General features: G+C 39.8%; 22 protein-coding genes and 1 other annotated feature. Of the genes, 16 read left to right on the plus strand and 6 right to left on the minus strand.

Features of this window, described 5'->3' with window-relative positions; genetic code table 11:
- Positions 1-125 precede the first annotated feature (125 nt).
- Complete coding sequence (locus tag ACOT8F_RS04335; protein ID WP_421650328.1) at positions 126-317, plus strand: ComZ family protein; 192 nt, start codon at positions 126-128, stop codon at positions 315-317.
- 105 nt (positions 318-422) lie between these two features.
- On the opposite strand, the gene ACOT8F_RS04340 is transcribed toward ACOT8F_RS04335, so the two are convergent.
- Positions 423-917: an STAS domain-containing protein gene (locus ACOT8F_RS04340; protein ID WP_421650329.1), complete on the minus strand. Its 495-nt coding sequence runs from the start codon at positions 915-917 to the stop codon at positions 423-425.
- Between the two features lie 115 nt (positions 918-1,032).
- A complete protein-coding gene (locus ACOT8F_RS04345) occupies positions 1,033-1,365 on the minus strand; it encodes a hypothetical protein (RefSeq protein WP_421650330.1) in 333 nt (110 codons plus the stop codon).
- Positions 1,366-1,575: 210 nt separating this feature from the next.
- Here ACOT8F_RS04345 and ACOT8F_RS04350 point away from each other — a divergent pair, with 210 nt between their 5' ends.
- The 4 genes from ACOT8F_RS04350 to ACOT8F_RS04365 all read left to right on the plus strand — a co-directional run bounded on the left by ACOT8F_RS04350 (position 1,576) and on the right by ACOT8F_RS04365 (position 5,565).
- Complete coding sequence (locus ACOT8F_RS04350; RefSeq protein ID WP_421650331.1) at positions 1,576-2,508, plus strand: beta-ketoacyl-ACP synthase III; 933 nt, start codon at positions 1,576-1,578, stop codon at positions 2,506-2,508.
- Positions 2,509-2,541: 33 nt separating this feature from the next.
- Positions 2,542-3,783, plus strand: a complete 1,242-nt coding sequence (gene fabF / locus ACOT8F_RS04355; RefSeq protein WP_421650332.1) for a beta-ketoacyl-ACP synthase II — start codon at positions 2,542-2,544, stop codon at positions 3,781-3,783.
- Between the two features lie 110 nt (positions 3,784-3,893).
- A complete protein-coding gene (locus tag ACOT8F_RS04360) occupies positions 3,894-4,679 on the plus strand; it encodes a DUF2268 domain-containing putative Zn-dependent protease (RefSeq protein ID WP_421650333.1) in 786 nt (261 codons plus the stop codon).
- A gap of 136 nt (positions 4,680-4,815) precedes the next feature.
- On the plus strand, positions 4,816-5,565 hold the full coding sequence (locus ACOT8F_RS04365) for a YjbA family protein (RefSeq protein ID WP_421650334.1): 750 nt from the start codon (positions 4,816-4,818) through the stop codon (positions 5,563-5,565).
- Between the two features lie 123 nt (positions 5,566-5,688).
- On the opposite strand, the gene trpS is transcribed toward ACOT8F_RS04365, so the two are convergent.
- Positions 5,689-6,678 carry a tryptophan--tRNA ligase gene (gene trpS, locus ACOT8F_RS04370; protein ID WP_421650335.1) on the minus strand — a complete coding sequence of 330 codons (990 nt, stop codon included), beginning with the start codon at positions 6,676-6,678 and terminating at the stop codon, positions 5,689-5,691.
- 51 nt (positions 6,679-6,729) lie between these two features.
- Positions 6,730-6,952 (minus strand) — a binding site (T-box leader).
- A gap of 58 nt (positions 6,953-7,010) precedes the next feature.
- Positions 7,011-7,364, minus strand: a complete 354-nt coding sequence (locus ACOT8F_RS04375) for a DUF3899 domain-containing protein (RefSeq protein ID WP_421650336.1) — start codon at positions 7,362-7,364, stop codon at positions 7,011-7,013.
- 545 nt (positions 7,365-7,909) lie between these two features.
- On the opposite strand from ACOT8F_RS04375, the gene ACOT8F_RS04380 reads away from it, so the two are divergent.
- The 7 genes from ACOT8F_RS04380 (at position 7,910) to ACOT8F_RS04410 (ending at position 15,888) form a co-directional block, all read left to right on the plus strand.
- Positions 7,910-9,613 carry a peptide ABC transporter substrate-binding protein gene (locus ACOT8F_RS04380; RefSeq protein WP_421650337.1) on the plus strand — a complete coding sequence of 568 codons (1,704 nt, stop codon included), beginning with the start codon at positions 7,910-7,912 and terminating at the stop codon, positions 9,611-9,613.
- 129 nt (positions 9,614-9,742) lie between these two features.
- Entirely contained in the window at positions 9,743-10,672 is a 930-nt protein-coding gene (opp3b, locus tag ACOT8F_RS04385; RefSeq protein ID WP_421650338.1) for an oligopeptide ABC transporter permease, read from the plus strand.
- Positions 10,669-11,700, plus strand: a complete 1,032-nt coding sequence (gene opp3C / locus ACOT8F_RS04390) for an oligopeptide ABC transporter permease (RefSeq protein WP_421650339.1) — start codon at positions 10,669-10,671, stop codon at positions 11,698-11,700. Before opp3b ends, opp3C begins: the two co-directional genes overlap by 4 nt.
- A gap of 17 nt (positions 11,701-11,717) precedes the next feature.
- Positions 11,718-12,770, plus strand: coding sequence for an ABC transporter ATP-binding protein (locus ACOT8F_RS04395; protein ID WP_421650340.1), 1,053 nt, complete (start codon positions 11,718-11,720; stop codon positions 12,768-12,770).
- Entirely contained in the window at positions 12,763-13,710 is a 948-nt protein-coding gene (locus ACOT8F_RS04400) for an ABC transporter ATP-binding protein (protein ID WP_421650341.1), read from the plus strand. Before ACOT8F_RS04395 ends, ACOT8F_RS04400 begins: the two co-directional genes overlap by 8 nt.
- A 543-nt stretch (positions 13,711-14,253) precedes the next feature.
- Positions 14,254-15,435 (plus strand): putative glycoside hydrolase, encoded by a 1,182-nt coding sequence (locus tag ACOT8F_RS04405; protein ID WP_421650488.1) that lies wholly within the window; start codon positions 14,254-14,256, stop codon positions 15,433-15,435.
- 144 nt (positions 15,436-15,579) lie between these two features.
- A complete protein-coding gene (locus tag ACOT8F_RS04410) occupies positions 15,580-15,888 on the plus strand; it encodes a cupin domain-containing protein (RefSeq protein ID WP_421650342.1) in 309 nt (102 codons plus the stop codon).
- 9 nt (positions 15,889-15,897) lie between these two features.
- Here ACOT8F_RS04410 and ACOT8F_RS04415 read toward each other — a convergent pair whose 3' ends face one another.
- Complete coding sequence (locus ACOT8F_RS04415) at positions 15,898-16,074, minus strand: hypothetical protein (protein ID WP_421650343.1); 177 nt, start codon at positions 16,072-16,074, stop codon at positions 15,898-15,900.
- Between the two features lie 113 nt (positions 16,075-16,187).
- Between ACOT8F_RS04415 and ACOT8F_RS04420 the strand changes: the two genes are divergently transcribed.
- Together ACOT8F_RS04420 and spxA are read left to right on the plus strand one after the other, a co-directional pair.
- The gene (locus ACOT8F_RS04420; protein ID WP_421650344.1) at positions 16,188-16,766 is read left to right on the plus strand and encodes a GNAT family N-acetyltransferase; all 579 of its coding nucleotides are present in this window, start codon (positions 16,188-16,190) and stop codon (positions 16,764-16,766) included.
- A gap of 262 nt (positions 16,767-17,028) precedes the next feature.
- A complete protein-coding gene (spxA, locus tag ACOT8F_RS04425) occupies positions 17,029-17,424 on the plus strand; it encodes a transcriptional regulator SpxA (protein WP_421650345.1) in 396 nt (131 codons plus the stop codon).
- 31 nt (positions 17,425-17,455) lie between these two features.
- Here the strand turns inward: spxA and ACOT8F_RS04430 are convergent, their stop codons facing one another.
- On the minus strand, positions 17,456-18,124 hold the full coding sequence (locus ACOT8F_RS04430; RefSeq protein WP_421650346.1) for a TerC family protein: 669 nt from the start codon (positions 18,122-18,124) through the stop codon (positions 17,456-17,458).
- Between the two features lie 344 nt (positions 18,125-18,468).
- Between ACOT8F_RS04430 and mecA the strand changes: the two genes are divergently transcribed.
- On the plus strand, positions 18,469-19,119 hold the full coding sequence (gene mecA / locus ACOT8F_RS04435) for an adaptor protein MecA (protein WP_421650347.1): 651 nt from the start codon (positions 18,469-18,471) through the stop codon (positions 19,117-19,119).
- Between the two features lie 110 nt (positions 19,120-19,229).
- The gene (gene cls, locus ACOT8F_RS04440) at positions 19,230-20,741 is read left to right on the plus strand and encodes a cardiolipin synthase (protein ID WP_421650348.1); all 1,512 of its coding nucleotides are present in this window, start codon (positions 19,230-19,232) and stop codon (positions 20,739-20,741) included.
- Positions 20,742-21,319: the final 578 nt, after the last annotated feature.

Consider the following 21,319-nt stretch of genomic DNA (forward strand, 5'->3'; position numbering starts at 1 on the left):
CAAGGATACACTTGCGAATTTTAAGAAAAGATGCCACGATGCTAAACTTTATACGTGTTCTAAGACAATTCGAATAGCAACAATCTTTGCGAAAACAGCCTAAAGAAAAGTCAGGAGGAATGAAAATGGAACAACATCCAAAAGCAATGGAATTTATGCAAGCAGCGATGAAATACTTTCCAGAAGCGCAGGCTCAGCTGGAAAAAACGGGAATCGAGCTTACAATGGAACGAATTCAGCCAATGATGGAATTGTTTTTAAAAGTAATGGGCGATGCATATGACATGGGCAGGGAAGATGCTCTGAAAGAAAAATAATTGCAGAATTAGAAATATAGGAATAGCCTCATTTGTTAACGATAAATGTAACAATCAGAGGCCATTGCAAGTATTTCTGCTTGAAAAAAATCGTTTAGTCATGGTTTAAAGGGATAGCCCCCTTTTAAACTCCAGTCCTTTTTCTCTCATTAAATACTGGAGGGCTGTTCTGAAGGTAGAGAACGTTTGCAGCTCCTGAATAATATTTAACCCGGATTGAACAAGAACTTGTGTTACAGCAGGTGTAAAACCGGCGTATAACGTTTGAATACCCATCATATCAAGGGCTGAAGTCAAGTTCCTGATGTACTTGCCGAAAACCTCAATATCACCTATTTCTTTTTTAGAAATAGCTGTGAAATCAATGATCACATTGCTTACTTCCTCTTGATAAGAGGCTTCAAGAATTTTGGCTATAATCATTTCAAACCGTTCAGCGTACAGTCTTCCTGTAATAGGAATCAAAATGGTTTCCGGAACAATAGAGGGGATAATCGGTGCAGAAATATCTTTAATTAAGCTTTCATATTCTTGAACTTGCTTTTTTAACTGTATGATTTCCTCATGCAGCTGATCTGTATCATTTAACTTATTGTCCATACATAACCTCTCGTTCGATATTTTAGTCCGATTAGGATTTTTTTATAAGCATTTCTCATTTTATCATTTAAATGGTTATATATCTTCAATAAAGCCAATAAGACTGCAAAAAGGATTACTTTAGTTTTTTCTTAATGATATCCACGATGGGGGAAAACTCTTTTAGGACAGGTTTCAGTTCTTTAAGAGATATCATGATTTCATCAAGCTGACCCATAATGTGTAAATAATTCACTTCTTCTTTATTCTCTGAATTTACCGTGATATCGTCAGATGAAGATCTGTTTTCCTGTCTTTTTAAAGAAGAATTTCCTTTGCCGAACATCAGCTGATCAAACTTATTCCCTGTATTAAGCGGGCGTTTGGGCATTGCTTCCGAGGGGGCTGCTTGATCACTTTCTTCTTTAATCGGAATTTCTTCCCCAAGTTCCTCATTTAGATCACTCATGTGTTCACCGCCTTAAAAAAAATGTACATCTGTTACCAATCTATGAAAAAAATGCTGTGCAGGTATGGACACTTGTCATCAACTTTATTGATAAAAATCATAAAATGAGCTAAAATTAGTACCAAGTCATAATAATTGATGACAAATTCTGTATTCCAAGCTTTTAGAGAAAGCAGATATTATAAAAACTGATTAAGAGGGGTTGCGTATATGAACGCAGGTATTATAGGTATAGGCAGGTATGTCCCTGAAAAGGTAATTACCAACTTTGACCTCGAAAAACGAATGGATACTTCCGATGAGTGGATCCGCACTCGGACTGGTATAGAGGAAAGACGGATTGCGGCCGATGATGTGAACACTTCTCATATGGCTCTCGCAGCAGCGGAAAAGGCAATTGCAGATGCGAAAATTGAGCCGGCAGATTTGGACATGATCCTTGTGGCAACTGTAACACCTGACAGGCCGTTTCCTTCCGTTGCTTGTATGATTCAAGAACAGCTTGGAGCAAAAAAAGCGGCGGCAATGGATATCAGTGCAGCATGTGCAGGCTTCATGTACGGCCTGATTACAGCGAAGCAATTTATTGAAACAAATTCCTATAAGCATATTTTAGTAGTCGGAGTGGAAAAGCTTTCTAGAATAACTGATTGGGAAGACAGAAATACAGCTGTTTTGTTCGGTGATGCTGCAGGTGCTGCAGTTGTTGGACCGGTAAGCGAAGGAAAGGGCATTCTTTCATTCGAACTAGGAGCAGACGGAACGGGTGCCAAGCATTTGTATCAGGATGAATATATTATCATGAATGGCAGAGAAGTATTCAAGTTTGCTGTCCGCCAAATGGGTGAATCAAGCTTAAATGTCCTTCGCAAAGCAGGTTTGAAAAAAGAAGACGTTGATTTCCTGATTCCGCATCAGGCAAACATCCGGATAATGGAGGCAGCACGCGAACGCCTTGAGCTTCCTGTTGAAAAAATGTCCAAAACAGTTCATAAATATGGTAATACATCAGCAGCTTCCATTCCGCTTTCACTTGTAGAAGAACTGGAAGCTGGTAAAATAAAAGATGGAGATGTAATTGTAATGGTTGGCTTCGGCGGCGGTTTAACCTGGGGTGCCATTGCAATGAGATGGGGCAGATAAGCCTGTATATAAATTAGATACGAGGTGTTTTCCATGGAAAAAAGAAGAGTAGTTGTAACAGGAATTGGAGCAGTTACGCCAATAGGCCTGGATGCCAAGAGCAGCTGGGAAAGTGCACTGAACGGGGTTTCTGGTGTCCGTCCGGTAACACGCGTAAACGCGGATGATTATTCGGCCAAGGTTGCGGCAGAAGTACAGGATTTCGATGTTGAGAAATACATTGATAAAAAAGAAGCAAGAAAAATGGACCGCTTTACACATTTTGCTGTTGCGGCTTCCTTAATGGCAGTAGAAGATGCCAAACTTGAAATCACTGAAGAAAATGCTGCAAGAGTTGGTGTATGGATTGGCTCAGGAATTGGCGGAATGGAAACATTTGAAAACCAATTTCAAACGCTGCTTGAAAAAGGCCCTCGCAGAGTAAGTCCGTTTTTCGTTCCAATGATGATTCCGGATATGGCAGCAGGACAGGTTTCAATCGCTCTCGGTGCAAAAGGATTTAATTCTTGTACCGTTACAGCATGTGCTACTGGAACGAACTCCATTGGAGATGCTTTCAGGGTTATTGAGCGCGGTGACGCAGACGTAATGGTATCAGGCGGAGCTGAGGCCCCGATTACACGTATGTCGTTTGCTGGTTTTTGTGCCAATAAAGCACTTTCCACAAACCCGGATCCGGATTCAGCAAGCCGTCCATTCGATAAAGACCGTGATGGTTTTGTTATCGGAGAAGGTGCTGGAATTATCGTATTAGAGGATCTGGAGCATGCCCTTGCAAGGGGTGCTGAAATTTACGCAGAAATTGTTGGTTATGGGGCAACAGGAGACGCCTATCATATTACAGCTCCAGCTCCAGAAGGAGAAGGAGGCGTCAGAGCTATGAGACAGGCCCTTGAAACTGCTGGTCTAAAGCCTGAAGATATTGATTACATTAATGCACATGGAACAAGTACTCCATATAATGATAAATTTGAAACGATCGCGATCAAAACAGTGTTTGGCGATCATGCTTCAAAGCTTGCCATCAGTTCAACAAAGTCCATGACAGGACATTTGCTTGGTGCAGCTGGCGGAGTAGAGGCGATCTTCAGCGTTATGGCTATTAAAGACAGCGTTGTGCCGCCGACTATTAACCTTCAGAATCAAGATCCTGAATGTGATCTTGATTATGTACCGAATGAATCCAGAAAGCTGGATGTAAAAGCGGCTCTAAGCAACTCACTAGGATTCGGCGGACATAACGCTACGATTATCTTTAAAAAATACGAAAAATAATTCAATCAGGCTGCCTTTTGGCAGCCTTTTTGTTTTTCTTCATATTTTCACCACCCTAAAGACACTTGGAAAGGGATAGGTTCATATCCTGTTATAAAGGGTGTGAGAAGATGGGTGTAATAGCGACCGATAAATGGCTAGAGGAAGGCTGTCAGCACAGGAAAATCGGGAAAAAGCTGAAACCATATTTTCCGGGAAGAAATGAAAACCTGATTTTCAGCAAGCTGATTGACCATGGCATATACAGAAGCACGAGCGGCTGCCAGGAAATGGTGAAGCTTTTACAAAAGCAGAAAACATGGGAGTTTATTAATACCGAAAGTGAAAAACTAAAAAAAATCTGGGGCGGACCTGATGTTCCTATCTTTATTTTTCCAAGCGACAGTTCAAGCTTGAGGCTACAAAAAGAACATGGGGGAAAATCCGGTCTTGCCTATAGTGACAAACTATTTTTGTTTCTGACGCCTGAAGTGGGCCCGACAGACATAAAAGCTTTGCTCATGCATGAATACCATCACATTTGCAGGATTCAGAAAAACCCGAAGCCCGAACCTGAGTATACTCTGGAGGATGTAGTCATTCTTGAAGGAATGGCAGAAAATGCAGTAAGAGAATCTCTAGGAGAAAAGCCTGTTGCAAAATGGGCGAAGCTCTATAAAGAGGATCAGATCAAGCATCTTTGGAAAAAACATATTGAACCTAACCGCAAAATCGCACAAAACGATCCAAAATATGAAAAAATATTATATGGAAAAGGATTTTATCCGGCTATGGCGGGCTATGCAGCAGGTTATTATATTGTAAAAAAATACATGTCTTCCTCACAATCCACTACAAAGGATATACTTTCAATTCCGGCAGTAAAAATCATCCAAACGGTTTTTCCTGATGTATAGCATATTAACGAGTACAACGTTGAAAGGCTAAGTAAATTCCTTGCATTCACTTAGCCATATTGTGTTTCTAATGGAATATTTTTTCTCTCCTCTGCCTATACTGAATGACAAAAGGCTGCAAAGTGAGGGGTAAAAAATGTTGTTTCTTCATGATGTTTGGGTAAATTGGTTCGAAGGTGAAGAGAATGGATACAATGTCTGCCATTTCCATGAATGGAGAAAGGATGACAGTGTAGAACTGCTTGATCAAGTGCCTTTGATTAAAGTGGATCATCTTCTGTTTGATTACATCGAGAATGATTTAGCTGAATTGCCGCAAAGTCTACTGAAGGACGTTCATCAGAAAGCCTATATAAGGAAAAATCATGAAAGAATTCAACTGGATTATTGCTTTGTGATAACGGACGGCCAGGGCATTATTGCAATAGATACTATTGGCTACAGTATTCCAGTGCGGAAAAGCCGGATCATTCCAAGACAGGAACAGCTTGTTTATGACATGGTAAAGGATATTGAAGCGGATGAATATACATTCAAGCATCCATTCCATGAAGAGAGGGAACATCATATCCTTTCCCTGTCTCCGCTGTACATGAGAGGGCTGACCCGCAAAGAAAGACAGCTAAAGCAGCTGCTTTTTATGGCGCTTGATCAGCTTCAATCAGCGAAGAACACAGCTGCTATTCGCTATTGGTACACAGAATGGAATCCAGCGAAATACAATGAAATTCAAAGTCTGGGCTTTGAGGAAATATGGCAGCAATTATATGAAGACACTCTCTTCGGATGGTCACCTAAACATTTGACACTGTGCGAGCACCTTGTAAAAGGACAACCCTTCTTCGAAAGGCTTTGGGACATGGAACAGGAATCAAAAGTGAATTAATGCAGAAGACTTAATTGGCTGGACAAGCAGTAAAAGGGCAGAGCGCTAGTATCGCGCATCTGCCCTTTCTTATAGAAGAAAAAAAAAGCTCACCATTAAAGGCGAGCTGCTGCATTTTATGAATTATTTACGTTTACGGCCAAGTCCCATCGCATTTTCCATTTTCTTAAGCATCTTTTTCGCAGCCCGGTTCGCACGTTCTGCCCCATCATCAAGAATCCGGTCAAGCTCTTCAGACTCCATCAATTCATAATAACGCTCCTGAATAGGAGCAAGCTCATTGATGATTACTTTTGCAAGGCCGGTTTTAAAATCGCCATAGCCTTTACCGTCGTATTTTTGCTCGATCTCTTCAATGGTTTCCCCGGAAAAAATGGAATAAATGGACAGAAGGTTAGAGATCCCTGGACGATTTTCTTTATCATACCGAATCGTACCCTCTGAATCTGTCACAGCACTTTTGATTTTTTTCTCAATCAGCTTCGGATCATCGAGCATTGAAATAAAGGATTTTGTGTTTGGATCCGATTTGCTCATTTTTTTAGCCGGCTCTGCTAATGACATAATTCTTGCGCCTGTTTTTGGCAAACGGATTTCCGGAATCGTGAAAATATCATTATATTTTTTATTAAACCGCTCGGCAAGATCTCTTGTCAGCTCAATATGCTGTTTTTGGTCATCCCCTACAGGCACTAAATCCGTTCCGTATAAAAGGATATCTGCTGCCATAAGCGGAGGATAGGTTAATAAGCTTGCAGAAACGGCTTCACGGCCTGAGGACTTATCCTTGAATTGTGTCATTCTCTCCAGCTCGCCGATGTAGGATACACTCTGCATCATCCAGCCGGCTTGAGCATGGGCTGGAACCTCAGATTGAACGAAAAGAATCGCCTTTTCGGGGTCAATTCCAATAGCCAGATACAGCGCTGCAAGGCTGCGGATATTTTGACGAAGTGCCAAGCGGTCCTGTGGCACCGTAATGGCATGCTGGTCAACAACGCAGAAATAACAATGATAGTCGTTTTGGAGCTCAACAAATTGCTTCATTGCCCCAAGATAATTGCCAAGTGTAACAGATCCGCTTGGCTGAATGCCAGAAAATATCGTTTTCACATGAATTCACTCCCAGTAAAATAGTAAAAGGCCCATTCATCACTGCAAAAATGCAGGGACGAATGAACCGTGGTACCACCCTAATTGCTTTCATAAGAAAGCCGCTAATGTTTTGTAACGCAAACGGACGCCTTTTCCTACTGGCCCCTAATAAGGGAAGTTCAGAAAAGAAGCTAGGAAGTCCATTCCACGATCATCATTATCCGCTTCCCAGCAGCCGCGGACTCTCTAAAAATGATGGGCATCGTGTACTCTTCTTCTTCATCGCTCATTATAAGTTTTTTTTATTATATGAAATATTGTTTATATTAGCAAGCGTGGAAGTAATGAAATTAGATGTAATAAATGCCAAGGCAGATAAGCATGATGACAGCTAATGCACCGCCAGAAATAAGGAGAGGATGATAATCCAGTGAAATCAGCTCCGACAAGGATTGCATCTCATTCACTTCTTCCTTGGCAAGCTCCTTGCCCTGGGACTGAAAAACGCGGCGGAACCCGTATGTAATCGCATCAAAAAAACCGCCTTGGGTGACATAGACAAATAAACCGCAGAACAAAAGGGCAAAGCTGATCACAAATGAGATATTGATAAAATAGAGAAACGTAATACTATGGTAGCGGACAAGTGAAACGATAAATGTGAGCAGGAAGGCGATCAGAAACAAACGGATGGATTTTTTCACTCTAAATAGACCTCGCTTTAATGATTAAGGAATTTTCAAACATGCAGAAGATTTTCCTAGGAGGCTGCTAAAGATCAGCTGGAAGATTTCTTGCAAGTTCTTCTATGTATATATTCTGAAGAAAGTAATGGCTCTTTCATTATTCCTCTGATTATATAGAACAAAGAGCTTTAGTATAGGATTTTACTAGTAAATAGATAATAATTCAATATAAAAACACTATATAGCAAAAACGGAATCTGTGTGAATTTTCCTACTTTTTCAACATTTATAACCTGTGCATATTACATATGTTAAGAACTTTACGAAGAGTTTAATATAGATTTACAAACAGCTGGAAATAGGATAAGAGTCGGCTATAGACGAAGAAGAGGAGAAAAAAACCTGACGAAAAAATAGGTAAAAAGGACTATTTTAAGAGGCTTAATTCTCAGTTTTATTGCACTTTTGTAAACTTTCTTAAAAAAATGCATGTACAATTATTCAAAAAATTGTATAATAGTCCTTGTAAGAATTCTCAGAAAAATAACGGGGAGGTCAACTAGGTGAAAAAGTCTAAATTTTCTTTGTTTTTAGGTTTAATTCTTGTTCTGAGCTTATTCCTTTCAGCTTGCTACGGAGGAAAAAGCCAAACTGAAGGTAAACCTGCAGGTGGAGACAGTAAAGGATCAACTTCTGAAGAAACTGCTAAGCCATCAGAACCACAGGAACTAAAAATGCTTACTACTTCTGAAACACCGACAATGGATAGCGTACTGGGACAAGACCAAGCTTCATTTACAATCTTGAACAATACAAATGAAGGTCTTTACCGTCTGGATAAAGATCAAAATGCGATTCCAGGAGTAGCAGACGGAAAATCAGAAAATAAAGATAACAAAGAATTCACTGTAAAATTGAAAAAAGATGCTAAGTGGTCTAATGGAGATCCTATTACAGCACACGATTTCGTTTATTCTTGGCAGCGCCAATTGGACCCTGCGGTAGCTTCACCATATGGTCCATATATGATGATCGGCAAAGTAAAAAATGCTAACGAAGTTTACACGAAAAAAGTAAAACCAGATCAATTGGGTATCGTTGCTGTTGATGACTATACTCTAAAAATCACATTTGACAAACCAATTCCTTACTTCGAAAAATTGATGTCATTCCCATCCTTCTTCCCTCAAAACCAAAAGTATGTTGAAAAAGAAGGCAAGAACTTTGCGAAAGATGACAAAAACATCCTTTACAACGGCCCTTACAAATTAACGAACTGGGAAGGCCCAGCAGATACAGAGTGGAACCTTGAGAAAAACCCTTCTTACTGGGGTGCTAAAGATGTAAAGCTTGATAAAGTAGACTTTACTGTACAAAAAGACGGCCAGGCTGCAGCAAACGCATTTGATGCAGGCGAAGCTGACGTAACTGGTAAACTTGCAACACCTCAGGTTATTTCTCAATATGAAGGTTCTCCAGAACTTTCCCGTTACTTAGAGCCATCTGTATGGTGGATCAAAATGAACGAGAAAAATCCTGCACTTAAAAACAAAAATATCCGTAAAGCGATCGCAATGGCGGTTGACAAAAAATCTCTAGTTGATGATGTATTGCAAAATGGTTCTATTCCAGCAGACTTCATCGTTCCGAAAGAATGGAAAGGCGGTATGACGCCTGATGGAAAAGACTTCCAAAATGGTGCGAAATACCTTGAAACGAACAAAGCAGAAGCAGCTAAGCTTTGGGCACAAGGCTTGAAAGAAATCGGCAAATCCAGTTTAACATTCACTTACGTTGGACAGGATACGGCTTCTGCAAAAGTTACAGATGCATTCATCAAAGATCAGCTTCAAAAGACTCTTCCAGGGTTGAAATTGAAGGTCGTAGGTGTACCATTTAAGATTCGTCTTGACCGTGAAGACAAGCAGGATTATGACTTGCTTCTAAGCGGATGGGGTCCTGACTATGATGATCCAATGACATGGCTTGACCTTTGGATTACAGACGGCGGACAAAACCATATGAGCTACTCTAACCCAGAGTATGACAAACTCATCCAATCTGCGGATAAAGATCCAGATACCGCTAACCGTTTCAAAACTCTTCAAGCAGCTGAAAAATTAGCTCTTGATGGAGATGCAGCACTTGCTCCAATGTACCAGCGTGCATTGAACGTGCTTCAAAAAACTTACGTTAAAGGTCTAGTTCATCATGACCTTGGCGGAGAGTACAGCTTCCAGTGGACTACTATTGAAGGTAAAAAATAATTTTTGAAATTCAATAAGGAAGCTCTTGGAAGTTAATAAGAAGAGAGTATTTTATATACTCTCTTTTTACCTGTTTAACATTTGTCGAAAAAAGCAAATTTATGGTATTTATCAGGAGGTGTTTACACCGTGGCAAAATATATTCTGCAACGAATTATCTTCATGGCTATAACTCTTTTAATCATCATAACAATATCGTTTTTTCTTATGAAAATCCTTCCAGGTACTCCGTTTAACTCAGAAAAGCTTTCTCATGAACAAATCGAGATGATGAAAGAGCAATATGGGCTAGATCAGCCTGTTCCAGTTCAATTCGCTTCTTATGTTTCTCACTTGGTGCAAGGTGATTTTGGTGTTTCATTCCAATTCTCGAATGTTCCGGTAAGTGAGCTTCTATCATCCCGTATCGGACCATCAGCGATGCTGGGCTTCCAAGCGATGCTTTTTGGTGCAATTGTGGGAATCCTGCTAGGTGTTGTGGCTGCACTTCGCCAAAATACATGGGTGGATTACACAGCTACATTCATTGCAGTAATAGGTAAATCTATTCCTTCATTCGTATTTGCTGGTCTTTTGCAATTGTTTATCAGCGTTAAGCTTGGATGGCTGCCTGTTATGGGCTGGGATGGATTTGACACCAGTATTTTACCGACGATTGCTTTAGCTATGTTCCCGATTTCCATTGCGGCACGTTTTATGAGAACAGAAATGATTGATGTTCTTGGCTCGGATTATATTACTCTAGCAAAAGCAAAGGGTGCCAGCCGCTTTCAGATTTCTGTCAAACATGCACTGCGGAATGCGCTTATTCCTGTAATCACTGTGCTGGGACCATTGGCAGTAAGTTTAATGACAGGTTCTCTCGTTATTGAAAACATTTTTGCCGTTCCTGGGATAGGAGAACAATTTGTCAAATCGATCGGGGTCAATGACTACCCAACGGTTATGGGTACAACCATTTTGTTTGCCATATTGTTTGTTGTCATTACACTGGTTGTAGATATTCTTTATGGAATAATTGATCCGCGTATCCGTGTTGCAGGAGGGAATAAAGGATGATAAACACTGAAAAAAACTTTCCAAATGGAATGTTTGAACCAGTTCACGTTGATTCTGCCCAAAGTGAAAGAATCGAAAAACCAAGCCTGAATTTTTGGCAGGATTCCTGGTATCGCCTCAGAAAAAACAAAGCTGCAGTAGTAAGCTTAGTGATACTTGCGATCCTGGTGATTATGGCGTTTGTTGGACCGCTGCTTACTCCGTATAAATACGATGATCAAAATGCAAAGCATAATAACTTTCCTCCTAGAATTCAGGGACTTGAGAATGTAAGCTGGCTTCCGTTTACTGGAACTTATGAAAATAAATTTGGCGCTACTATTAAACCTTACGAAATGAAAAAAGCATTAAATGAATATCACTGGTTTGGGACAGACGGCCTTGGAAGAGACTTATTTGCCCGCACATGGGAAGGTACGAAGCTTTCTCTTTTCATCGCCTTTGTAGCAGCACTTATTGATATGCTTATTGGTGTGGCATATGGAGCTTTATCAGGCTATTTTGGCGGCAAAACCGACTCTGTCATGCAGCGGATTATTGAAATTCTTATTGGGATTCCGAACTTGATTGTCGTGGTCTTGATGATTTTAATTCTTCAACCTGGTATTTGGCCAATCATTATTGCACTGACCGTTACCGGCTGGACAAGTATGGCGCGTGTTGTCAGGGCAGCTGTACTAAAAATGAAAAATCAGGAATTCGTCCTTGCAGCAAGAACGCTTGGAGCAACGAATGGCACGATCATTTTCAAGCATATGATTCCGAACATGTTTGGCGTCATTATCATTAACACGATGTTTTCAATTCCAAATGCGATCTTTTTCGAATCATTCTTGAGCTTTATCGGCTTGGGGCTTGACGAATCACAGGCATCACTTGGAACATTAGTTCATAATGGATTCAATGCCATGAAAGCATATCCTTGGCAATTGATTATTCCAGCGATTATGATTTCATTGCTAATGGTAGTATTTAACTTGATCGCAGACGGTCTGCGCGATGCGCTTGATCCGAAAATGCGTGATTAATAGGCAGGTGACAATTAATGGAGAAAATATTAGAAGTTAAAGATCTTAATATATCCTTTCATACCTTTTCAGGTGAAGTAAAAGCTATTAGAGGGGTTTCGTTTGACTTATTCAAAGGGGAAACGTTGGCAATAGTAGGGGAATCAGGTTCAGGAAAATCAGTTACAACAAAATCTATAATGCGCCTGCTTCCAGAGAGCAATTCCGAAATTAAAAGCGGAGAGATTCTTTTTGACGGTAAGGATCTTACGAAATTAAAAGATCAGCAGATGCAAAAAATCCGCGGAAAAGATATTTCGATGATTTTCCAGGATCCGATGACCTCCTTAAACCCGACGATGCCGATTGGAAAACAAATTACTGAGCCAATCATCAGACATCAGAAGCTGAGTAAAGGCGAAGCTAAAAATCGTGCGATTGATCTTCTCAAGCTCGTAGGTATTCCGATGGCAGAAGCTCGTTTCAATCAATATCCTCATCAGTTTTCAGGCGGAATGAGACAAAGGGTAGTTATTGCAATCGCCCTTGCCTGCAACCCTAAAGTATTGATAGCTGATGAACCAACCACAGCCCTGGATGTTACCATTCAAGCTCAAATCTTGGAATTAATGAAAGATCTTCAAAAGAAGATTGATACGTCCATTATCTTTATTACACATGATTTAGGTGTGGTAGCAAACGTTGCAGACCGCGTAGCCGTTATGTACGGCGGTAAGATTGTTGAAATCGGAACAGCAGATGAAATTTTCTATAATCCTAAGCATCCATACACATGGGGCTTAATTAGCTCAATGCCTGACTTGGATACGACAGAAGACGAATTATTCTCTATTCCGGGTACACCGCCTGATCTATTGAACCCGCCAAAAGGAGATGCATTCGCACCGCGTAATCCTTATGTATTGAAAATTGATTTGGAAGAGCAGCCGCCTTTCTTCCAAATTTCAGATACTCATTACGTTGCTTCATGGCTCTATCATAAAGATGCGCCAAGAGTTGATCCTCCTGAAGCAGTAAAGAAGAGAATGCGCCAATTTCCTGCAATGAAGGAGGGCAACTTGAATGTCTAAAAAAGAAAAGATTTTAGAAGTAAAAAATTTAAAGCAATATTTTAACATGGGGAAACCCAATGAAGTAAGGGCGATTGATAACGTGTCATTTGACATTTACAAAGGTGAAACCCTTGGTCTGGTAGGAGAGTCCGGGTGCGGAAAATCTACAACAGGCCGTACGATTATCCGTTTGTATGATGCTACAGATGGCCAGGTCATCTTTAATGGGGAAGATGTTCACGGCAAAAAATCAAGAGCTCAGTTAAAATCATTAAACCGTAAAATGCAAATGATTTTCCAGGATCCTTATGCTTCCTTAAATCCAAGAATGAAAATTTCCCAAATTATTTCCGAGGGAATTGACATTCATGGACTTGCTAAAACGCCTAAGGAACGTAAGGACCGTGTTTATGATCTTCTTGAAACAGTTGGGTTAAATAAAGAGCATGCGAACCGCTATCCGCATGAATTCTCAGGCGGGCAGCGTCAGCGTATCGGAATTGCCCGTGCCCTTGCAGTAGAACCAGATTTTATTATTGCAGATGAACCGATTTCTGCACTGGACGTTTCCATCCAGGCACAGGTTGTTAACCTGCTGAAAAAGCTTCAAAAGGAAAAGGATTTAACATTCTTGTTTATCGCCCATGACCTTTCAATGGTTAAATACATCAGTGATCGAATTGGTGTTATGTATTTCGGACGCCTAGTCGAACTTGCGGATGCAGATGAGCTTTATAAAAATCCAATCCATCCATATACAAAATCATTGCTGTCAGCGATTCCTCTCCCAGATCCGGATTACGAAAAAACCCGTGTCAGAAAAGTTTATGACCCTTCCAAGCATAAACTGGAGCAAGGCGAAACGATGGAATTCAGAGAAGTAAAACCAGGGCACTTCGTCATGTGCTCAAAAGAAGAATTTGCGAGATATCAAAAAGATGCTGTTACTACTTCATAATCACAATGTAAAAAGCACCGGCCGCTGAAAAACGGCCGGTGCTTTTTTGCATGGTCTCTATAAGTATCCTATCCTTTTTTAGCCTCAGAAAAAGCATGGGAAGCTGCGGAGTCTCTTATTAGCCATGAGGATGACGCAGCGATACAAAAACTGCCCAGCTTTGACTCTGCCGCACAGCGCGTACAAACAAGTCTCCATAAAGCTAATGTTCACATCATATTTTAAATAATATTATCCCTATCAGTTAAGTAAAGTCCAGCTAGCTTCTATTAAAACTAATATATTCTATTAAATTCCCTTAATAACCAACAAAAAGCGGAGAATAATGGGTATAAAAACTCATATATCAAACAGGAAGATTCGCTACAATGTCATCTATCATAAATAATGAAAAAATTTTATAATGAAAGTTGTGGCAAGTCGTTTTGGATCGAATTTTCAGTGAAAAGAAAAGAACATGTCTCAAACAGTTGTGTAAGGGATCATTTTTACATTCAGGGACGGGGGAACTGTAGCGTGAAGGTTAGGAAGAGTGCAGGAAAGATGCTGCTTATAGGTGGGCTTGCAGGATTGGCTTTGGTATCACCAGCTATATCTCAAGCAGCTTCTGCAAGCGGAGATGTGATCACAAATGATGTCAGCTTTTTTAATAAAAAGCTTCCTGAGAATATGCCGAGGTTTAACGATACGAGTTTAAATATTCCATATCCCGATGCAGTCCGCGGTATATATGTGACAGGGAACTCAGCAGGCGGGGCACGCTTTCCAAAGCTTATAAAGCTTCTGGATGATACCGAATTAAATACAATGGTCATTGATGTGAAGGATGACAGGGGAAATTTAACGTTTCATCCGGATAAAAAATCCCCGTTTTATGACATCAGCAAAAACTACATAAAAGATCCAAAAGCGATGCTGAAAGTACTTGAGAAGCATCAAATTTATCCTATTGCAAGGATCGTTGTTTTTAAGGATTCCGTTTTGGCGCAGAAAAAACCTGAGTGGTCTTTCCTTGATGGCAATAAGCCTTGGAAAAACGGAAAAGGTGATTCCTTCGTCAGCCCGTTTGAAAAAGAGGTATGGAAATACAACACTGATATTGCCATTCAAGCCGCAAAATTGGGCTTTAAGGAAATTCAATTTGATTATGTTCGATTCCCGGAAGGCTTTGAACATATGGACAAAAAATTAAAGTACAATTTGGGTGACTATAAAAATGTAAAACAGGATAACGTTCAAAAAAGGGTAACAGCTGTGACCGATTTTGTGAAATATGCCCATACGAATCTAAAGCCTTACGGAGTAAAAGTGTCAGCTGATATTTTCGGCTATGCTGCAACACTTCCGGAAGCACCTGGTATTGGACAGAACTTTACAAAGATCGCAGATCAGGTGGATATTATGTCGGCCATGATTTACCCCAGCCACTGGACGCCTTATTTTGGTATTCAAAAACCGGATAAAGAACCTTACAAGCTTGTATCAGCTTATGCAAAGCTAGAGAAGAAGAAGCTTGCTGCTTTAAAAACTAGACCGATTTCCAGACCTTGGATTCAGGATTTTACAGCATCCTATCTTGGTACAGGGAACTATATCCAGTACGGGAAATCAGAGGTTGAAGCTCAGATTAAGGCCTTAAATGAACAGGGAATAAATGAATTCTTATTATGGGATGCAAGCAACAGCTATACTCCAGGTGTTGATTACACACCTTTAAAAAAATAGGCGATCCCTTTCGGCAGAATCAAACACGATTCTGCCGTTTTTAGATTCAGAGCTTTCGTCATTCTTCTCTAATTGTTCTTTACATACTTATAACTGAAACACGCAGCTAGAGGAGGAAAAGAGAATGACGTTAAAAGAAAGGCCTTGAAAACAACATACAGGGTACCCCCGTCCGGGCTGAAAAATATCCTTACAAAAAAAGAGCCAAAAGGACGCACTTTTTTTGCTCCGAAAAAATATGTTCATAAAATGGGGAGTGCTGGAAATGATCGTCTAGTTACACTGCATCTTTATTCTCTGCTTATTACAGGCATGAAGGTTTATGATTTGGAGAAGTGTGCAGCATGTATTGTTGCGGATGATTGCGGTGTCTGGTGGCCTGAGGAGCAAAAACAAATAATGATGGATCTAAAACTTGAAAAAGTGAAACCATACTCAGGCAGGCCCGTATAAATAAAAGAACTATCTTTTCACTTTGTTCCAGCCAGCCTGGACTTTCTGGGAGTGATCAAAGCTCTGTGTCTGTTTTTTTCCTTTGAATAGGGTCTGGCTGATTCCGTTTGCAAATACACCCATCATGGCTGTAAAACCAATAACTAATCCAGACACGAGAATAAAATCAATCACATACTGCTGCATGATATCAGCTCCCTGCTCTTTTGTAATTCCATTGTACTGAATGTTTATCCATATAGAAAGAGGGTAAATATAAACTAGACAAGAAAGTGAAAAAACAAATACAGGAGACGAATATGAATTGGTATGAGAAGCTTAGCCGTTACTTTCCTACAGAGGAAATGAAATCCCGGGAACACATTGAAGCTCTTTTAAAAGAAAGAAGTGATATTTATTTCAAAGATGAAGGTGAACACCATGTCTTAATGTATGCTGAACTTGAAGACTTCATTTTTGTCGATTACTTATTTGTTTCAAAAGCTTCAAGAGGCCAGGGGCTGGGCGGTAAACTCCTTTCAAGCCTCAAAGAAAAGAAGAAGCCGATTATTCTTGAAGTGGAACCTGTTGATGAAAATGATGAAGATACAGCGAAAAGGCTGAAGTTTTATCAGCGTCAAGGATTCCACCATGCAACTTCGATTGGATATAAACGCCGTTCTTTAGCTACAAAAGAAGTAAACAAAATGGAAATTTTATATTGGTCGCCAGAAGACAGTTCAGAAGAAAGTATTTATGAAGCAATGAAAAAAACCTATGAGCTGATACATACTTACCGGGATATAGAGTGGTACGGTGAATCTTATGAACAGGTTCATGAGGTGCTGGAATATGAGAAAACGAATAGAGACAAAACCATTTTCGATGATCTCGACTAACTGAGAATAGGCTGGTACTTAATAAGACTGGCTGCAGGTTTTGAAGCTTATAGTTTTGTACAAGCCTTTTTTAAAAAAAGGTTAGAAAAAACTCAGTTTAAGTCAACAGTTTGTACTTGTTTTGACAAACTTTTGATAAAAACATATATGCGAACTTACTTTTTTATAGTATAATACTCGATAGATATTACTTTATTAAAGTAATTTTTATCTAGGATATGCAAATGATTTACTCATTCTATAGATGGAGGAGTGAAGATTTATGGTTACATTATATACATCACCTAGCTGTACTTCATGCCGGAAAGCAAAAGCATGGCTTGAAGAACATGAGATTCCTTATACAGAAAGAAACATTATGGCTGAGTCTTTAAGCATTGATGAGATTAAAGAAATCTTGAGAATGACTGAAGATGGCACTGATGAAATCATTTCAACACGCTCAAAGATCTTCCAAAAATTGAACGTAAATGTTGAAACGATGCCCTTGCAGGATCTATATCAATTGATTCATGATTATCCAGGATTGCTTCGCCGTCCAATCATGCTCGATGAAAAACGTCTGCAAGTTGGATACAACGAAGATGAAATTCGCCGTTTTCTTCCAAGGAAAGTTCGTACTTATCAGCTGCGTGAAGCTCAGCGGATGGTTAACTAATAAGATTAAAGCCTTCCTTTTTAGGAAGGCTTTAATTTTTTACACGGGGCATCATTCTGTAAAAAAGCCCGCCCATTACCATGACAATGGCTGCAAAATAGGGCATTGCCTCGAATATTGACGGGTGGGTGTAATAATAATGCTGAAGCTGTTCTTCATTAGATATCATTTTGCCGGCAGTGAAGGCGAGCATTCCCCCTCCTAAATAAATTAGCGGCGGGAACCGGTCGATTAGTCTTAAAATGAACTTGCTTCCCCAAATGATAATAGGGATTGAAATGAGGAGTCCAAGGACTACCAGGACAGCATGGCCATTAGCCACACCCGCTACAGCAATCACATTATCAAGCCCCATCAAGATGTCTGCAGCGACAATTGTTCGCACAGCCTTCCAAAATGAATGATGGCTTTCGATTTTTTCGTTTTTTTCCTCTTTTCCAACGATTAGCTGAAAGGCAATATGGAGAAGGAAAATGCCCCCTGCGAGCTGAACAAAGGGGATTCGAAGCAGGAAAACAGCTCCCGTAGTTAACGTCGTGCGAAGAGCAATGGCAATAACAGTTCCCCAGACAATAGCCTTAGTCCTTTTTTCTTCAGGCAGATTACGGCTGGCCATTGCAATAACAATGGCATTATCTCCGCCGAGTATTAAATCAATCCCAATTATCATGACAAGCGACAGCAAAAACTCCTGCTCCATGCAGTACCCTCTTTCGATTGGACTATTCCTAAAAAGCATATGGGCAGCTATTTAAGTATTTGTGGCAAGCTGCTTGTACAAAATATATGAAAGGCGATTTAAAATATGACCGATAATTAGGTTGATAACTGTTTTCTGAAATTCCCAGGTATTTTTATTTCCTTTGAACGCTTTTTATCATAAAATAGGAGTACAAGGTCCTTCGAAAGGTATAGAATAGAGGAATCCACTCTTACGAAGGCTTGCGATTAAAGACTGCTGATATTGGGTAAAGTGTAGGAAAGCGCACTTATACGGGGGTTTAGTTGTCCCTTCAACAATTATTAAGAAGGGAAGTGTAATCCATGGAAATAGAACGCATTAACGAACATACTGTAAAATTTTACGTATCGTATGGTGATATAGAGGAACGCGGATTCGACCGGGATGAGATCTGGTATAACCGGGAGAGAAGCGAAGAATTGTTTTGGGAAATGATGGATGAAGTCCATGAAGAGGAAGACTTTATGATTGAAGGACCCCTTTGGATTCAAGTTCAAGCATTGGATAAAGGACTTGAAATTATCGTAACCCGAGCGCAGCTTTCTAAAGACGGACAAAAACTTGAATTGCCAATTCCTGGAGAAAACGGGGCTGACGACGAAGATATAGACTCTCTTATAGACCAGGATGACCCAAAAACCAGTGAAAGCGGCAAGGAAGAAAAAGAAGAGATTCAGCTTCAATTTGTTATTAAATTTAATGACTTTGAAGACCTGATTTCCCTTGCTAAAACAAATACTGGAAGCTTTGAGAACCGGCTTTACGCATTGGACAACACCTATTATCTGTATGTTGAATTTGACGAGCAAACAGATGAAGAAATTGAAAATACCTTAAGTATCCTGCTTGAATACGGGCAGAATTCCAAAATGAGTATACACCGGCTTGAAGAATACGGCAAAGAAATCATGAATGAGTATGCACTCTATACAATACGGAAACATTTTGGATAACGCTTTGATGCCGATTTCATCAATATGAAATCGGCATTTTTTTGGAAAACAGCAACTGAATGCAGTTTATGTTATTATAGGGTATTAAGTCTAAATAATAGGTGAAACAAATGAAGAATTTTATCCAAGTAATCATATTTACTTTTTTTATTGCACTTATTGTTCTTGTAACTAACAACTTTTGGGGCGATTGGATTCTGACAACCGTCAGTATTATTACTACTTTATCCATAGTATTTATAGGAGTCGTTATTTTTCTTGAAAACAGACACCCAACCCAGACCCTTACATGGCTCGTTGTACTTGGGGCATTTCCGCTTGTTGGATTCTTTTTCTATTTGTTCTTTGGCAGAAATGTGCGGAAAAAACGTTTGTTTGAAAAGAAGGCACTTATTGATAAAAAAGTTTTCAAAGAGGTCCAAAGCGGCCTGTATACTTCTGATAAAGAACTTCAAAGAATGGGGGACCATCAGCAGCTGCTGTTCAAGCTTGCCCAAAAGCTCGGCCATAGTCCCATCTCATTTTCTTCTCAGACCAAAATCCTTACCAATGGGGATGAAACCTTCACTTCTATCATAGAAGAAATTAAAAAAGCCAAAAATTATATCCATCTGGAATATTACATAGTCCGGCATGATGAAATTGGCCTTGAGCTTCAGGAAGTGCTTATTGAAAAAGCAAGAGAAGGGGTCGACATTCGTTTCCTGTATGACTCTGTCGGCAGCTGGAAGCTATCTGGCCAGTATATTGGAAAAATGACTCGCGCGGGAATAAAGATGATTCCTTTTCTACCTGTAAAATTACCTTTTTTAAGCAACAAAATTAACTTCCGTAATCATAGGAAAATTGTCGTAATTGATGGGGAAGCAGGATTTATGGGCGGGCTCAACATAGGTGACGAATATCTTGGGCGTGATAAGCATTTTGGTTTTTGGCGTGACACTCATATGTATATTAGCGGGGAAGCGGTAAGAACTCTTGAAATGATTTTCCTTCAGGATTGGTATTATATGACAGGCGATAAACTTTCAACAGAGCGTTTTCTGCACCCTGTAGAAAAGAAAATCGGACAAACAGGCGGTGTTCAGCTAATCGCCGGCGGACCAGACAACAAATGGGAAGTTATTAAAAATTTGTTCTTCTCAATGATCATATCCGCTGAAAAATCAATTTGGATTGCGTCTCCTTATTTTGTGCCTGACCAAGATATTTTATCAGCTATAAGAGTTGCGGCACTTAGCGGCATCGACGTGCGGCTGCTGGTCCCGCAACGTCCTGACAAACGACTTGTCTATTATGCATCACACTCCTATTTTCCAGAGCTTTTAGAGGCAGGAGTAAGAATCTACGAATATAAAAAGGGGTTTATGCACAGTAAAATCATTATCGTTGATGGCGAGCTCGCATCCATCGGTACATCTAATATGGATATGAGAAGCTTTCATTTGAATTTCGAAGTAAATGCCTTTTTATATAAAACAGCAAGTACCCACACACTTGTTGAGGAATATAAAAACGACATGGAAGATTCAGTGGAAATATTAACTGAATTATTTCAGGAGCGGCCATTTTATAAAAAGGTATTTGAATCCTTTGCAAGGCTGCTTTCGCCGCTTCTTTAAACAGATGACATCCTCTAAAAAATGAGGATGTCTTTTTTCGTGGCTCTTTTCTTAAACTTTGTTGCTCATGACCCTATATTGTGTTCAACAAATCATCGATAAGGCAAGATTCTTTAAGAAAAGATGCCCCGAAGCTAGGCTGAATGCGGTATAAGGGCTTGACAGAAAAGCAACAATCTTTTGCGAAAGCAGCCTTTTTTGTTGAAAGATGGAGGGATTTTTGAGATGAATATCGAAATGAATAAGAACAAGGGGGGTGATAAGAGGGCTAGAAAATGTCAATGGGGTGAGTAATGTATATGAAGGATAAACCTGCGCATAAACACCGAAAAGCCGATCATATATCCATGAAACATGATCATAAACCAATGCTATTATTTGCTTCGACAAAAATTCTACTCTCCCTGGAAGAAAATCTTTTCAAAGACAAAAAACTCTCTATTCAATTCAAAATCTTCTCAATATCAAAATTCTCTCATCCACATCCATCATCTTCCTGCACCAGCACCAAAACAAATATGTAAAACAAATTCCATCCACAGAAACCATCCCATCAATTTCAAAAATTCATCCATTTA

Origin of the sequence: Chryseobacillus diguaensis, assembly GCF_049220665.1 — a bacterium.
GTDB lineage: Bacteria > Bacillota > Bacilli > Bacillales > Bacillaceae > Metabacillus_B.

Coding starts and splice junctions, on each gene's coding strand:
- ACOT8F_RS04335 (WP_421650328.1), top strand. CDS start 126: ATGGAACAACATCCAAAAGCAATGGAATTTATGCAAGCAGCGATGAAA.
- ACOT8F_RS04340 (WP_421650329.1), bottom strand. CDS start 917: ATGGACAATAAGTTAAATGATACAGATCAGCTGCATGAGGAAATCATA.
- ACOT8F_RS04345 (WP_421650330.1), bottom strand. CDS start 1,365: ATGAGTGATCTAAATGAGGAACTTGGGGAAGAAATTCCGATTAAAGAA.
- ACOT8F_RS04350 (WP_421650331.1), top strand. CDS start 1,576: ATGAACGCAGGTATTATAGGTATAGGCAGGTATGTCCCTGAAAAGGTA.
- fabF (WP_421650332.1), top strand. CDS start 2,542: ATGGAAAAAAGAAGAGTAGTTGTAACAGGAATTGGAGCAGTTACGCCA.
- ACOT8F_RS04360 (WP_421650333.1), top strand. CDS start 3,894: ATGGGTGTAATAGCGACCGATAAATGGCTAGAGGAAGGCTGTCAGCAC.
- ACOT8F_RS04365 (WP_421650334.1), top strand. CDS start 4,816: ATGTTGTTTCTTCATGATGTTTGGGTAAATTGGTTCGAAGGTGAAGAG.
- opp3C (WP_421650339.1), top strand. CDS start 10,669: ATGATAAACACTGAAAAAAACTTTCCAAATGGAATGTTTGAACCAGTT.
- ACOT8F_RS04395 (WP_421650340.1), top strand. CDS start 11,718: ATGGAGAAAATATTAGAAGTTAAAGATCTTAATATATCCTTTCATACC.
- ACOT8F_RS04400 (WP_421650341.1), top strand. CDS start 12,763: ATGTCTAAAAAAGAAAAGATTTTAGAAGTAAAAAATTTAAAGCAATAT.
- ACOT8F_RS04405 (WP_421650488.1), top strand. CDS start 14,254: ATGCTGCTTATAGGTGGGCTTGCAGGATTGGCTTTGGTATCACCAGCT.
- ACOT8F_RS04415 (WP_421650343.1), bottom strand. CDS start 16,074: ATGCAGCAGTATGTGATTGATTTTATTCTCGTGTCTGGATTAGTTATT.
- ACOT8F_RS04420 (WP_421650344.1), top strand. CDS start 16,188: ATGAATTGGTATGAGAAGCTTAGCCGTTACTTTCCTACAGAGGAAATG.
- spxA (WP_421650345.1), top strand. CDS start 17,029: ATGGTTACATTATATACATCACCTAGCTGTACTTCATGCCGGAAAGCA.
- ACOT8F_RS04430 (WP_421650346.1), bottom strand. CDS start 18,124: ATGGAGCAGGAGTTTTTGCTGTCGCTTGTCATGATAATTGGGATTGAT.
- mecA (WP_421650347.1), top strand. CDS start 18,469: ATGGAAATAGAACGCATTAACGAACATACTGTAAAATTTTACGTATCG.
- cls (WP_421650348.1), top strand. CDS start 19,230: ATGAAGAATTTTATCCAAGTAATCATATTTACTTTTTTTATTGCACTT.